Origin of the sequence: Sphingopyxis sp. MC1, from assembly GCF_000371385.1 — a bacterium.
GTDB classification, from domain to species: Bacteria; Pseudomonadota; Alphaproteobacteria; order Sphingomonadales; family Sphingomonadaceae; genus Sphingopyxis; species Sphingopyxis terrae.
Window position 1 is genome coordinate 88,186 of sequence record NZ_AOUN01000008.1, and the last position, 13,672, is coordinate 101,857.

Sequence of the window (13,672 nt, forward strand, 5' to 3'; positions counted from 1 at the left end):
CCTATAGCCCCTGGCAGACATTCTGCTGGCTGGTGTCGAGGAAGGGCGCAAAGGGGCAGCTGATGTAGCGCAGGCGCACTGTCTTTCCATCGGACAGCGTGACGACGATATTGTCGGCACGCTTGTCGATCGGGGCGTTGCCGATCGTGCCCACGCGCGCGCCGCCGTTATGCGTCCCGAGGAAGCTGATCATATCGTCCTGGTCGATGCCGTCGCCCGACACGCCGATCGCGCCGACAAGCTGCGTCCCGCGATAGATGGGCACCGAACCCGGGAAAATCTGGATACCGTTCTGCAGGCGGTTCTGCCCCGCGGCCACGTCGGGCAAGGTCGTGCAGCGTTGCGGCGTGTCGGTCGCGCTGGCGCCCGATACGAAGCCGAGGTGCGCGCCGATATTGCCGATGACAAGCGCCGATTGCAGCCCGGTCGAAAAGGGATTGAACTGCGCGATCGGGCGCGACAGCGGGCCATTGGGCCGCCCGACCTCGCCGTCGGGGAAATAGGGGCGCGACAGATTGCCCCCCGACCGGTCGGCGAAGGCGAAGGTGCCGGTGAGCGCGCTCGGATCGTTCAGAAAGCTGCGCACCGCGGGGACGAAATGCTGCACGTCGGCGCTGGCGTTGGCGCTGAGTTCCGCTCCGGCGTTGGCGCCCGAGAAAAAGGCCGCGGTGCGCGCCTTCTGCAGCGATACGTCGGTGCCGAAAATCGGCGCGTCGGGCGCGCGCACGATGCCGAGCACGGCGCCATGCGTATCGACGAGGCTGATCGTCACCTGCGCCCGGCTATCGAGCGGGCGGCGAATCTGCGCGCGCGCGCGGCTCATCACCGCAAAGGCATCTTCGAGCACGGCGCGCACCTCGGCCTGGGTCAGCGGCGCGCTGTTGGTCGATGCATCGGTGCCGGCACGGATCGGGAAGCGGTTGGTGCCGCTGCCATTGGTCAGGACAAAGGCATCGCGGTTGGAAAATTCGGCTGCGGTCGAGGCGCGGATTCCCGACGCTTCGCTGCCATAGGCGGTGCCCGCGACGATCGCCGCGGCGGCATAGCCGATGACCGCGACCAGATTGCCGGCGGTACCGTTCAGACTGGCGAAGCTCGCGCCGCCGCTCGTCTGCAAGCCGCCATAGGTGGCGTCCGAAAAGCGCAGCGTCGTCCCGTCGACGGTGATCTTGTCGGCGGTGATCGCCGCCGGCGCCTCGAACCCGCGCGTCCCGGCGAGCGCGATGAACTCCTCGACATCATTGTCGATGTCGAGGATGTTGGGATCGCTGCCATAGACGCCGTCGCCCATCACCCCGATGCCACCGACGAGCACGCCATTCTTGTAAAGCGGCAGACCGCCCGGATCGGCCGCGAGGCCGAGCGGCGAGCGCTTCGGCCCGATCAGCGCGCCGCCGCCCATGGCGCCGAAGCGCGCGGCAAGATCGCTGCACGGAAGCTGGCTGAACTGCACCCCGAACAGCGGCCCGCTTTCCAGCCCCGCAGTCGTCGGCGCGGGCGGGAAATGCTCCTGGACGATCTGGCTCGCGGTACGCGTCGAAAAGGCATTGCCGCCGCTCGACAGATAGGCGCCGGTGATCGCCTTCGCGATGGCGCCCGCTTCTGCAGGGAAGGTGACGTTCTGCGCGTCGATATTGTCGCCGTTGGGCGCCGCCGAGGTCGTCGCGGTGGCGCGCGCGCCGTTCATGCGGAAGACGCCGAGGACATTGCCGACGCGGTCGGTCACCGCGATTACCGACGGCAGGCCGCGCGCCTGCGCCTCGGCGATCGCGCCGGCGAGTACGGTCTGGACGTCGGCGACGCTGAGCGACTGGCTCGCGGGCGGGGTATAGAGGCCGCCGGTCGGAGTGGGAGTCGGCGTCGGCGTGGGAGTTGGTGAGGGGGTCGGCGTGCCGCCGCCTCCGCCGCCGCACGAGGCGAGGAGCAGTGCCGGGCCGGCGACAAGGGCGGCGGTGCGAAAGAGGCGCGATCGGGTCCGCATCGGCTTACCGCAGCGCCTGAATCGCGCGCACTGCGCTGCCGAAGGAGGCCTGGAAATCGCTGGGCTTATAGGCGTTGGGATCCTTGACCGAGGCATAGGCACGGTCGATGTCGGCGCGGATTCCCGCCGCAGCGCCGATGGTGATCCGCCCCGACGAAACCATGGCGTTGAGCAGCGTGTCGACCCCCATCACCGCCTGCGACGACCCCGCATAGTCGGTGAAGCGGTCGTTTACTGCCTTGCCCGCAATCGCATCGACCATCGCAAAGGCGTCGGTGCCCGAAAAGGCGCGCGCCGCGAAGGCGCTTTTGAGCGCCGCGACCGTCTGCGCCAGATCGGCGGCGGCGCGAACCGCCGCGGGGCGGTCGGTCGCGATCGCGCGGTGGAAGGCGGCGCTGCGCGCGCCGAGCTGTTCGGCAAGCGCGGGCGAGGCCATACGCGCGGCGGCCGAGAGCATGATCAGATTTTCGTCATTATAGGGCGGCATGCCTTCGGGAATGCCCGGCCGCGCCGGATTGTCGACGCTGGTCTTCACCGGCTTCGCCTGATCGTAGATCCGGCGGTGGCAGCTGTGGCAGTCGAGGAAATAAAATTCGGGGAACATTCCCTCGGTCCCGCGTTTCGACTGGAACAGCGCGAGGCTGCGTTCGAGCGCGGTTGCCTGCCCCACCGCCCACATCTGCACATGGTCGGTGCGCGCGCCCGCCGCGCCGAACTTGCGCCAGCCATAATCGGCATCTTCCTGATGATGCGCCTGGAGCGAGGAGAAGAGGTCGAGCTCGAACGAAATGCGCGGATGCCCCGCCGCCATGATGCGGTGGGTGACGAACTGCCCCTCGCCCGCGGCCCCGAAATGGCAATCGACGCAAACGCCCGCGCGCACCACCGGATCCTCCAGTCGGCGCAAGCCGGCGCGCAGATTGGCGAGATGCTTCTCGCGCATTTCGCCGCCGGGGCTGGGGTTGTCGCCGACCCCGGCATAGTGGCTCGCGATCCAGCCCCCCGCAGGGCCGTGGCAGGATTCGCAGGTGACCCCGTCCTCGATCGGCGCGGTACCGCGGCTCGTCGCCGCATCGCTGTGGCACCCGAGGCACATCGACGCGCGCGCCGGATCGCCGATGCCGAGGTTGCGGGCAATGAACTGGCTGCGGCTGGTGTTGAGCACCGCCCATGCGCGGCTATGCGCGCCGCCGGGGGTCGAGGGTTCCTGCCAGCGCATCAACTCGTCCTGACGGACAACGACGCCGTCGCCCTCCATCCGGCCGTGGCAGGTCGATCCCGCGCAGGACGCAACACCCAGGAAACGCCCGCCGCTTTCGCCCTGCGAGCGCGCCGGAGGCGCCGAAAGCGTCGCGGCGATCGCAAGCATGGCAAGCAGCAACGCCAGTGCCGCCACCGCCGCCCACGACCGATCGCCGCGCCCGATGCCAGCGTGCGTCGTCATTCCCACGAGTCCCCTTTTGCCCTGAGGGCCTTTTACCCTAAACGACCCCGAACGCCAGCATCGCGTCGGCGACTTTCTTGAAGCCGGCGATGTTCGCGCCCTTCACATAATCGATATAGCCGCCGCCCTGATCGCCATAGGTCAGGCAGCGTTCGTGGATGCCCGCCATGATATCCTTGAGCATCTGTTGCAGCTCGGCTTCGCTCCAGCTGCGCCGGCCGCTGTTCTGGCTCATTTCGAGGCCCGAAACCGCAACCCCGCCGGCGTTGGCCGCCTTGCCGGGCGCGAACATGATCTTTGCGTCCTTGAAGACATGAACACCGGCAAGGTCGGTCGGCATGTTCGCGCCCTCGCTCACCGCGATGCAGCCGTTTGCCACCAGCATCTTCGCGTCATCGCCATTCAGCTCGTTCTGCGTCGCGCACGGCAGCGCGACGTCGCACGGCACCGCCCACGGCGTTTTGCCAGCGGTAAAGGTGGCGCTCTTGAACTCGGCGCAATAATCCTCGATCCGGCCGCGCCGATGCGTCTTATGCGCCTTTACCCAGTCGATCTTTTCCTGGGTGATGCCGTCGGGATCGTGGATGAAGCCGCCCGAATCGGACAGGGTGAGTACCTTGCCGCCCAGCTGCACGATCTTTTCCGCCGCGTGCGTCGCGACATTGCCCGATCCCGAAATCACCGCGCTCTTGCCGACGAGATCCTGTCCCTTCGCCGCAAGCATGTTCGCGAGGAAATAGACGGCGCCATAGCCCGTCGCCTCGGTTCGGATCAGCGAACCGCCCCATTCGAGGCCCTTGCCGGTGAGCACCCCTGTAAATTCGTTGGTAATGCGCTTGTACTGGCCGAACATGAAACCGATTTCGCGCCCGCCGACGCCGATGTCGCCCGCCGGCACGTCGACGTCGGCGCCGATGTGGCGATAGAGCTCGGTCATGAAGCTCTGGCAGAAGCGCATGATCTCGCGCACGCTCTTGCCCTTCGGGTTGAAATTCGATCCGCCCTTGCCGCCGCCCATCGGCAGGCCGGTGAGCGCATTCTTGAACGTCTGTTCGAACGCCAGGAATTTGAGGACGCTTTCGGTCACGCTCGGGTGAAAGCGGATACCGCCCTTATAGGGGCCGATGGCATTGTTGTTCTGAACCCGCCAGCCGCGCTGGACGCGTATATTGCCGTTGTCGTCCTCCCAGCAGACGCGGAAGGACACGACCCGGTCGGGTTCGGCAATGCGCCGCAATATCTGCTGCGCGTGATATTCTTCCTTGTCGGCGATGAAGTCGAAAATATCCTCGGCGACTTCCTGCACCGCCTGGACGAACTCGGGCTGCCCCGGGTTGCGCCGCTTCACCCCTTCCATGAACGTCGGAAAATCGACGTGATCCGCTACCGCCATGCACCCCTCCCACGCAAAGACTTGGGAAAACCGGTGCGACCCCCTGTTTTACGATTTTATCGTTGACCGACCTCGCCCGACAGAGGCTACACCTTTGCCCGCCAAAGGCAATATGGCGCGGCACCGTCGCGCGCGATTTCGCCGCGGCGGATATTCGGGGGATGGAATGAGCGAAACCAAGGGTATGTCGACGACGAACCGTGCGATCCTAATCGCCGCCTTCCTCCTGCTAGCCGGCGCGATCGGCTATGCGATCTGGCGCGATTCCGCCAATAATGCCGCGGCGCCCGCGCCGACGGCCGCAGCGTCACCCGATGCCCAGCTTGCCGCAATCGAGGAACGGACGCGGCGCGAACCGCAGAGCGCCGACGCATGGATGGCGCTCGGCGCCGCGCGTTTCGACCTCGGCGATTATCCCGGCGCCGCCGCAGCTTATGAAAAATCGGTCGCGATCGCGCCCGAGTCGGCCGGGCTATGGTCGGCGCTTGGCGAGGCGCGCGTCATGGCGAGTCCGCGCGATCCGATGCCCCCCGCCGCGGCCGAAGCCTTTGACAAGGCGATCGCGCTCAATCCCAAGGATCCGCGCGCGCGCTATTTCATGGCGGTGAAGAAGGATATCGCCGGCGATCACAAGGGGGCGATCGACGAATGGTTCGCGCTGCTCGCCGACACGCCGCAGGGCGCGCCGTGGGAGGCCGACCTGCGCCGCACGATCGAACAGGTCGGCGCGATCAACAAGATCGACGTCGCCGCGCGCCTCGCCGCGACGCAGCCGCGCGCGCTCAAGGCCGACGAGATGCCTGTCGCCGCGCGGGCGATCCCCGGCCCCAGCCGCGCCGATATGGAAGCCGCCTCGCAGCTTCCCAAGGGGCAGCAGGACGCAATGATCGCGGGGATGGTCGACGGGCTGGAGGCCAAGTTGAAAGCGAATCCGGCGGACGTCGACCGCTGGATCATGCTGATGCGCAGCCGCATGACGCTCGGCGAAACCGCAAAGGCGGCGCAGGCACTGAAGGACGCCCTCGCCGCCAATCCGGGTGCGGCACCGCGGCTGAAGGCGCAGGCGCAGATGCTCGGGGTGCCGGGGGCTTAGGCGTCGGAACAACCTGTGCGCCCCCGCCTTCGCGGGGATACGCCAATAACAAAAGAGGCAGGAATTACCCCGCCATCAGCGCCGCATTGCCGCCCGCGGCGGTGATGTCGGTCGAGATCGATTTTTCCTCGGCGAAGCGGTGCAGATAATGCGGCCCCCCGGCCTTCGGCCCCGTGCCCGACAGGCCGCGGCCGCCGAAGGGCTGCGATCCGACGATCGCGCCGATCTGGTTGCGGTTGACATAGACATTGCCGACCGCCGCGCGCGCCGCGACATGCGCCGCGACGCCGTCGATGCGGGTGTGGACGCCCAATGTCAGGCCATAGCCCGAAGCGTTGATCGCGTCGATCAGCGCGTCGAGCTCGCCGCCCTTCCACGTCGCGACATGCAGCACCGGCCCGAAAATCTCGCGCTTGAGGTCGGTGACATGGTCGAGGCGGATCATCGTCGGCGGCACGAAGGTACCGCCCGCCGGCCAATCGGTGCGCGCCGCCTGTGCAATCACCCGGCCCGCGGCGCGCGCTTCGGCGATATAAGCCGCGATGTTCGCTTGCGCCTCGGCATCGATGATCGGACCGACGTCGGTCGCGAGGATCGCCGGGTCGCCGATATTGAGTTCGGCCATCGCGCCCGCGACCATGTCGATCATGGTTTCGGCGACATCTTCCTGCACGCAAAGCAGGCGAAGCGCCGAACAGCGCTGACCCGCCGACTGGAACGCGCTGGCGACGGCATCGCGCGCGACCTGCTCGGGAAGTGCGGTCGAATCGACGATCATCGCGTTGGCACCGCCGGTTTCGGCGATCAGCGTCGCGATCGGACCGTCGCGCCCCGCAAGGCTGCGGTTGATCGCGCGCGCAACCTCGGTCGATCCGGTGAAGGCAACGCCGATGATATCGTCATGACCGGTCAGCGCCGCGCCCACCGTTTCGCCGCGACCGGGAAGAAACGCCAGCACCTCGGCAGGCACCCCCGCCTCGAGCAGCAATTCGATAGCGGCATGCGCGATCAGCGGCGTCTGTTCGGCGGGCTTCGCCAGCACGGCGTTACCCGCGGCAAGCGCCGCCGAGACCTGCCCCAGAAAGATCGCCAGCGGGAAATTCCACGGGCTGATGGCAACGAAGACGCCCTTGCCTTCGAGGATCAGTTCGTTGCGTTCGCCGGTCGGGCCGGGCAGCGCGATGGGGTAGGTGAAATCGGCGCGCGCCTGGGCGGCATAATAGCGCAGGAAATCGACCGCCTCGCGCACTTCGGCCACCGCATCGACGAGCGCCTTGCCCGCCTCGTCGATCGCCAGCCCCAGAAAGAGAGCATCGCGTTCCTCGAGCAGATCGGCCGCGCGTTCGAGCCGTTCGGCGCGGAAGGCGCCGCCGGCGAGGCTCCAGTCGCCCTGCACCGCGCGCGCGCCAGCGACGGCGGCATCGACCATATCGGCATCGGCCTCGATCACATGACCGACGACCGCGCCGGTCGCCGGATTGCGCACCGCTTCGGCGGTGCCCGCCGCTGCCGTGCCGCCGACGATCGGCGCCGCGATACGGCCGCTGTCCCGCGCCCCGGCAATCGCGGCCGCCAGCGCCTCGGGCACGCCGGGTTCGCCAAGGTCGTAGCCGCGCGAATTGCGCCGGACGGGATCGAAAAGCTGGAGCCCGGTCGGGATTTTCGACGGCACGCTCGCGATGCTGCGCGGGTCGACCGCCAGCTCTTCGGCGGTCACGTCGGGGTCCGAAAACTGGTGCACGAAGCTGCTGTTCGCGCCATTTTCGAGCAGGCGGCGGACCAGATAGGCGAGCAGGTCGCGGTGGGTGCCCACGGGCGCATAGACGCGCACCGGGCGCGGCGGCGGCGACAACGCGACGATCGCATCATGCGCGCCCTCGCCCATGCCGTGCAGCCGCTGCAGTTCGTAATCGGCGCCGTCGAACAGCTCGGCGATAAAGGCCAGCGTCATCGCATTGTGCGTCGCAAAGGCCGGGAAGATGCAATCCTGATGCTCGCGCAATATCTGCGCGCACGCCATATAGTTGAGGTCGGTGTGGTTCTTTGCGGTGAAGACCGGAAAATCGCCCAGCCCCATCGTCTGCGCACGCTTGATCTCGGTATCCCAATAGGCGCCCTTGACCAGCCGCATCGACAGCGTGACGCCCCGCGCGCGCGCCTTGGCGGCAACCCAGCGGATCGCCTCGCTCGCGCGCTTTTGATAGGCCTGGATCACGATGCCGAGCCCGGTCCAGCCGTCGGCGAGCCCCGCGTCGATCAGCGCGCCATAAACGTCGAGGTGTGGTTCGAGCCGGTCGCTTTCCTCGGCGTCGATCATCAGCGGAATGTTGACGCCGCGCGCGGCGCGGGCGAGCGCGATGACATCGGGGATCAATTCTTCGCGAACGCGGTCGGCCTGCAGATATTCGTAACGCGGGTGAAGCGCCGACAGCTTGATCGAAATGCCGTGGTTGGCGAATGGATCGCCCGGCTTCGCATCGCGGCCGATGCGCGCGATCGCCGCGGCGTAGCTGTCATAATAGCGCCGCGCATCCTCTGCGGTGCGCGCCGCTTCGCCGAGCATGTCGAAGCTGGCGAGTTCGCCCTTGTCCTTGTCGGCACGCCGCACCGCGGCGTCGATCGTTTCGCCCATCACGAACTGCTGGCCGAGCAGCTTCATCGCCGCGAGCGCCGCCTGGCGGATCACCGGCTCGCCCGAGCGGCGGATCATCGACTTGAGCAGGGTGAGCGGGTTCGCCTTGCTCCCCATCGCGCCCAGCATCAGCGTCGCCGACCCGAGCGAAAGGCCGCGCGCCGACAGCGCGACGACCAGCGGACTATCCTCATCCTCACCCTCGCGCCAATGGCGTCCGGCGATCTTGTCGCGGATCAGCGCATTGGCGGTCGCGCTATCGGGGACGCGCAGCAGCGCTTCGGCAAGGCACATCAGCACGACGCCTTCCTCGGTCGACAGGCGGTAGCGGTTCATGAGCTGCGCGACGAGCGTCTCGCGCTCGCCCTCGGCCTTCGCCTTGCGGATGAGCGCGAGTCCGCGCCGCGTCACCGCGTCGAGGGTGGCGGGCGAGCGGGCAAGCTGGGTCCGCAGATCGGCGACGATGTCGGCTTCGGAGCGGCGGGCGAGGGCGCGGATGGCGGCGCGGTCGGTCGGCTGGGTCATGGCGCATGATAGCATGCGGCGAAAAGGCAATCCGCCTTCAATCGCGCTCGACCGATTATCTTTTGACCTATTATCGGCGTCATATTAGGCAATCCGCATGGCAAATACGAAAATCTTGGTCGATCTGGACGAGTTCGATCGCAAGATCATCGCGATATTGGGCCGCGACGGGCGGATGACCTACACCGAACTGGCGCAGCGCGTCGGCCTGTCGAAGACGCCGTGCCAGCAGCGCGTCAAGCGGCTGGTCGACAGCGGGCTGATCACCGGCTTTCGCGCGATCGTCGACCCCGCCAAGCTGGGGCTCGACCATGTCGCCTTTACCGAGGTCAAGCTGTCCGACACGCGCGAGGAGGCGCTACGCCGCTTCAACGACGCGGTGCGCCGGATTCCCGAGGTGGAGGAATGCCACATGATCGCGAGCAGCTTCGATTATCTCCTGAAAGTGCGCACTCCCGATATCCGCCGCTATCGCATCGTGCTGGGCGAGAAAATCTCCAGCCTGCCGCATGTCGCTAGCACCTCGACCTTCGTCGCGATGGAAACGATCTGCGAATCGGCCCGCTGAGCCGCCGAATGTCGTTGGAGCCGCTGAAGCTCAAACCGCTGCGCTATCGCAGCCAACGGATGTCCTCCTGCAACTGCCAGCAATTTCCGATGGGCCGGAACAGCAATTGCCCATCCGAATCGGGATGTGTCCCGGGCGGGAGCGGTTTGCCCTCGGGGCCGATGATATTCCCCAGATCGTCACCGCCTTCCGACTGGCCATCATAGTGGACGCGCGCCCAATCGACCGAGAAATCGTCACTCTGGCTCTGGTTGAACTGGATATCGAGATACTCGTCCTCATCCCCGGGGGACCGGGGCTTGGCGGGCTTGTAATAGAAGTCGACCTGCCGGACCGGAAAATCCTCGTAGGAATTCGCGGGCACGTCGCGCGACGAAATTACCCTGCCCTGAGGGTCCAGCACGGCAGACGTGATGGTGGGCGCGCTATATTTGCGCCGGACGGCCGGTGATATCGCAATGGCCGTGAAAAGTTGCTGAAAGTCGCGATTAGCACAGGCGCGCTCGGCCATCTCCAGCGCGTTGCGATCTTGCTCGTCGAGTGATGTCGGTGCCGCAGTGCCCCGCGTATACTGCGCGGGCACCACCCTTCCCTGTTTCGGATGCGTATCGGCGCCATTTGCGCCATCGCAGGCCGCCAATGTGATCACTGCCATGATGCACAAGGCGAGCGCGTTCGTAACAGACTTGGGTCGCAAATCGGAACTCCCGTCAATTTCGTCGACATTACCCCGCCGATGATAGCGCACGAACGCGCGGGATGTACCGGTACGCGATTGCCTCCTCTCGCCTTCGGGGATGCTGGAGTAGGCTGACGCCCTTGAGATTATCAGCGCGAGGGATCATGGCCACCGACGATCATCTGAGCCGCCTTGAACGATTGACGCGGCTGCGCGAAGCCGGGGCGCTCAGCGCGGAGGAGTTCGACCGGGAAAAGGCGCAGCTTCTGCAATGGCATGAAGCGACAGTAACGACAGCAAGCTCGCCGGAAGACCCGGAAAACAAGGCCATGCCGGCCCAAGATGGCGAAGGGAGGGCGCCCGGCAAACGACGGTGGCCGTTTGCGGCACTCGCGGGACTGACGCTGCTGGGCGGGAGTGGATGGGCGCTGGCGCATCGGGGCGGCGCGACATCGTCCGTGGCCATGGCGGATGCGGCGCCGGGGGTCGCTCGCAAAGCGTCGGCCACCCAGTCGCCACCAACGGCCAAGCCTGCTCCGTCGGCCATTCGCAGCCTGCCGGAAGAGAAGCAGATGGATCTGGCGTTTGATGCCGTCTTCGGACTCGGCGAGCGGGAAATGCGCGTGACCGAAGACGCTGTCTATACCTATGCGAAGGGCAAACTCGTCTGGGCTTCATTCGGCCCCGTCCTGATTGTCGAAGGGAACGGCGAGCCTTATCCTGCGGGCCTCGGGACGCTCGGCATCTTCTATCTGCGCGAAATGCACGGTGCCAAATTCGCAGAAACCGGTCGATGGCCTGACGCCGTGACGGGCAGCATAATGGGCAATCCGCCGCAGTGGAAAATCCGGCGCGACATCCTCGATGGGCTCGTCATCGAATCCACCGCGGGCGGTGTTTGGCAGGGCTATGTCTGCGACGCCAAGACGCTGACCGAATTGACCCCGACCGGCCCGAGGTCTCTCGTGACCTTCGATTCCCATTATGACAGCAGCGGTGCCACCGAAGACGGTGGGCAGACCTATGATGGCACGATCGTCAACGTCGTGCGCAATCGCTCGTTCGATGTCCGCTTCGACGGCAGCCGGCTCATCACCCAGCATTTCGTCCGCAAAGGCACGCACTATGTCAGCTTGCCAGCCGCTGACGGCGAGGAGAGCAAAAGCGCGATCCCGACCTGCTGATCGCCGGGCTTGGCAGTATGGCGGGGCATCGATGGAAATTTGCACCTCCGGAGGCTCTGGCGCGCGCGAAAGCCCGATGGACCGAAGGGAACCGGTACATCGCAGCGCTTCGCCGGTGGGGGAAACAGGAACATTGATTGGTCCGACATTCGAAGCGCGGAGGAAATATATGGCGGGCAGGGTCACGCGGGCTGAAGGCGGCGCCCAAGCAGGTCCGGCTACGCGGGAATGCTTTGAAGGGCTGTCGCGAGGCGCGCTGGCAGGAATCGGCCTGTCGGCAATTCTGCTCTGTGTCGCCATGCCCTTGTCCGCCAGCGCAAAGCCCGGTGCGCAGGACGGCGTCGGCGAGATCGTCCAGCCCGCCACGGGCACCGACCGGGCGGTCTATGCCCCGATTGCGCCTTCGGCCATCCTGCCGCACTTTCTGGGCGACTGGGCTACCCGTTCGGGCAACTGCGTGGGCCAATCCTACAAGAACCGCATGGGATTGAAGCCCGATCTCGCAATTATCGCGGGAGAGGCGCTCACCGTCCGGACGGTTTACGTCGATACCGGCACGTCGCATGATCGCGACGATGATGCGCCGCCCCGTGCCGCAGATTATGCCGATGCGCGCGACATGCTCGCCAGTCTTGTTCGACCCGGAAGCGAGGCCGTCCACTTTGTCCATTTCCGCTTTTCGGAAGCCAGCGGTCGCCTGATCGTCGAGGAAGTAGGCAAACCCAGACGCGCCTATGTCCGATGCTCGATGTGATGTCTGTGCGATTTTGGGGCTAGCATGGCCCCCGACAGGCAGGGCGATTGCTCAACCGCGGTCGGGCTGTAAGGTCGGGGGTTCGGCCGTGCGTTTGGCAAGATAATCGGACACACTATCCAGAAGAGGACTGGCCGGATCGAGATTGCGTCCATAGAGCACCCATCGCGCGGCCTTGTCGGCGCCGCCAGCGGCATCGCGCTCGCCCAGCCACAGCGCCGCCAGCGCCGCACCGCCGCAGCTCGACGCATCGCCAATCTTGCAGCCTGCCGCAAACCAACCGAGCCCTGTATGCAGCTGCGTCGGCGCGCGATAGCCGATCAGGTACATAAGGCCGGCATTGTAGCAGGAGCGCCCGCTGCCAAGATTGCATCCCCGAACATAGAGGCCGAGGGCGTCGCGCTTGTGTCCCGCCGCCCTGATTCCGTCACTGGCAAGAATGCCGAGCGAACGACATCCCTCTCCCTCGCCGCCGTCGCAAGCCTGGCGATAGAGGCGCGCCGCTTGTTTCTTTCCCGCAGCCCCCGGATCGGCACGCTCGGCAAGATAGCCCAGGTTCTTGCACGCAATCATCTCGCCCTTGTCGCACGCCATTTTGAACAGGCCCTTGCCGATCGCGAAATCTTCCGGATTCCAGTCGTTCTGCACATATTCAAGCGCGAGGTTGCCGCACGCCTTCGCCGAACCGAGTCGGCACGCACGGTGATAATAGTCGAAACCCGCAAGCCGGTCAGGTGGACCGCCCGTGCCGTTCAGCGCCATCAGGCCAGCATTGAAACAATTGAGCGCGCGGCCGCCCCGCTCGCAGCCGAGGATAAAGAAGCGCCGGGCCGCTTCGAAGTCCTTCGCCGTACCCTCGCCCTGATGCAGCATTTCGGCCAGATCGCCGCACCCGTCCGCTTCCCAGGCTTCGCATGCCCGCCGCAACAGGACGAGCGCACGCGGAAGATCCTGCACCCCCGACAGAGCTGACCGGTAATAGCCAGCAGCGGCGACGCAACCGCGCTGAAAGCCGCCTTCGCACGCCCGGTCGAAGCTGGCGAGAGCCGTCGTCCGGCGCGTCTTGTCAGCATCAGTTTTGAACAAGTCTTCGTTCAGCAGCCCCGCATTATAACAGCTCTTCATATTTCCCATGGCGCAGGAGCGATCGAACGCAGCCAGCGCGATCACCGTCTCGCCCGCAATCAGCGCATCACGCCCGCGATCATAGTCGTAGCCGCCGATTTCGGAGGGGACGGTAACGGGAACGGGCGGACGCTCGGCGAGCGCCCGCCCGGAGGGAAGAAGAAACAGCAGGGCGAGCCCCATCGCCAGTCGCGCAATCATCGAGGACCTTTCCCTGCAGCTTGCCCCGCTGGATAAGCCACGGCTTTCGCTGCGACAAAGGCGTCGACGTACCAGTTCATCGTCGGGGCCGAC

At 66.1% G+C, this 13,672-nt stretch carries 10 protein-coding genes; 4 read left to right on the forward strand and 6 right to left on the reverse strand.

Features of this window, described 5'->3' with window-relative positions; all coding sequences use genetic code 11:
- Nucleotide 1: 1 nt before the first annotated feature.
- Genes EBMC1_RS11440 through gdhA form a run of 3 tightly spaced genes read right to left on the reverse strand, consistent with a single transcriptional unit; the run spans nucleotide 2 to nucleotide 4,818 of the window.
- The gene (locus EBMC1_RS11440) at nucleotides 2–1,981 is read right to left on the reverse strand and encodes a heme-binding protein (RefSeq protein ID WP_003046565.1); all 1,980 of its coding nucleotides are present in this window, start codon (nucleotides 1,979–1,981) and stop codon (nucleotides 2–4) included.
- 4 nt (nucleotides 1,982–1,985) lie between these two features.
- Complete coding sequence (locus tag EBMC1_RS11445) at nucleotides 1,986–3,425, reverse strand: multiheme c-type cytochrome (RefSeq protein ID WP_003046568.1); 1,440 nt, start codon at nucleotides 3,423–3,425, stop codon at nucleotides 1,986–1,988.
- A gap of 37 nt (nucleotides 3,426–3,462) precedes the next feature.
- Nucleotides 3,463–4,818: an NADP-specific glutamate dehydrogenase gene (gene gdhA, locus EBMC1_RS11450; RefSeq protein WP_003046570.1), complete on the reverse strand. Its 1,356-nt coding sequence runs from the start codon at nucleotides 4,816–4,818 to the stop codon at nucleotides 3,463–3,465.
- A gap of 166 nt (nucleotides 4,819–4,984) precedes the next feature.
- On the opposite strand from gdhA, the gene EBMC1_RS11455 reads away from it, so the two are divergent.
- Nucleotides 4,985–5,911, forward strand: a complete 927-nt coding sequence (locus EBMC1_RS11455) for a tetratricopeptide repeat protein (protein ID WP_196795414.1) — start codon at nucleotides 4,985–4,987, stop codon at nucleotides 5,909–5,911.
- Between the two features lie 64 nt (nucleotides 5,912–5,975).
- On the opposite strand, the gene putA is transcribed toward EBMC1_RS11455, so the two are convergent.
- Nucleotides 5,976–9,068 (reverse strand): bifunctional proline dehydrogenase/L-glutamate gamma-semialdehyde dehydrogenase PutA, encoded by a 3,093-nt coding sequence (gene putA / locus EBMC1_RS11460; protein ID WP_156001168.1) that lies wholly within the window; start codon nucleotides 9,066–9,068, stop codon nucleotides 5,976–5,978.
- Between the two features lie 97 nt (nucleotides 9,069–9,165).
- Here putA and EBMC1_RS11465 point away from each other — a divergent pair, with 97 nt between their 5' ends.
- Nucleotides 9,166–9,636, forward strand: a complete 471-nt coding sequence (locus EBMC1_RS11465; protein ID WP_003046580.1) for an Lrp/AsnC family transcriptional regulator — start codon at nucleotides 9,166–9,168, stop codon at nucleotides 9,634–9,636.
- Nucleotides 9,637–9,679: 43 nt separating this feature from the next.
- Here the strand turns inward: EBMC1_RS11465 and EBMC1_RS11470 are convergent, their stop codons facing one another.
- Complete coding sequence (locus tag EBMC1_RS11470; protein ID WP_003046583.1) at nucleotides 9,680–10,291, reverse strand: hypothetical protein; 612 nt, start codon at nucleotides 10,289–10,291, stop codon at nucleotides 9,680–9,682.
- A 188-nt stretch (nucleotides 10,292–10,479) separates the two neighbouring features.
- On the opposite strand from EBMC1_RS11470, the gene EBMC1_RS11475 reads away from it, so the two are divergent.
- On the forward strand, nucleotides 10,480–11,499 hold the full coding sequence (locus tag EBMC1_RS11475; protein ID WP_003046586.1) for an SHOCT domain-containing protein: 1,020 nt from the start codon (nucleotides 10,480–10,482) through the stop codon (nucleotides 11,497–11,499).
- A gap of 298 nt (nucleotides 11,500–11,797) precedes the next feature.
- Nucleotides 11,798–12,253 (forward strand): hypothetical protein, encoded by a 456-nt coding sequence (locus EBMC1_RS11480; RefSeq protein WP_040590209.1) that lies wholly within the window; start codon nucleotides 11,798–11,800, stop codon nucleotides 12,251–12,253.
- A gap of 51 nt (nucleotides 12,254–12,304) precedes the next feature.
- Here the strand turns inward: EBMC1_RS11480 and EBMC1_RS11485 are convergent, their stop codons facing one another.
- Nucleotides 12,305–13,579 (reverse strand): tetratricopeptide repeat protein, encoded by a 1,275-nt coding sequence (locus tag EBMC1_RS11485; protein ID WP_003046594.1) that lies wholly within the window; start codon nucleotides 13,577–13,579, stop codon nucleotides 12,305–12,307.
- Between the last annotated feature and the right edge of the window lie 93 nt (nucleotides 13,580–13,672).

Excerpts from the sequence above, each read along its gene's own strand:
- EBMC1_RS11440 (WP_003046565.1), bottom strand. The coding sequence starts at position 1,981 with ATGCGGACCCGATCGCGCCTCTTTCGCACCGCCGCCCTTGTCGCCGGC.
- EBMC1_RS11445 (WP_003046568.1), bottom strand. The coding sequence starts at position 3,425 with ATGACGACGCACGCTGGCATCGGGCGCGGCGATCGGTCGTGGGCGGCG.
- gdhA (WP_003046570.1), bottom strand. The coding sequence starts at position 4,818 with ATGGCGGTAGCGGATCACGTCGATTTTCCGACGTTCATGGAAGGGGTG.
- EBMC1_RS11455 (WP_196795414.1), top strand. The coding sequence starts at position 4,985 with ATGAGCGAAACCAAGGGTATGTCGACGACGAACCGTGCGATCCTAATC.
- putA (WP_156001168.1), bottom strand. The coding sequence starts at position 9,068 with ATGACCCAGCCGACCGACCGCGCCGCCATCCGCGCCCTCGCCCGCCGC.
- EBMC1_RS11465 (WP_003046580.1), top strand. The coding sequence starts at position 9,166 with ATGGCAAATACGAAAATCTTGGTCGATCTGGACGAGTTCGATCGCAAG.
- EBMC1_RS11470 (WP_003046583.1), bottom strand. The coding sequence starts at position 10,291 with ATGGCAGTGATCACATTGGCGGCCTGCGATGGCGCAAATGGCGCCGAT.
- EBMC1_RS11475 (WP_003046586.1), top strand. The coding sequence starts at position 10,480 with ATGGCCACCGACGATCATCTGAGCCGCCTTGAACGATTGACGCGGCTG.
- EBMC1_RS11480 (WP_040590209.1), top strand. The coding sequence starts at position 11,798 with ATGCCCTTGTCCGCCAGCGCAAAGCCCGGTGCGCAGGACGGCGTCGGC.
- EBMC1_RS11485 (WP_003046594.1), bottom strand. The coding sequence starts at position 13,579 with ATGATTGCGCGACTGGCGATGGGGCTCGCCCTGCTGTTTCTTCTTCCC.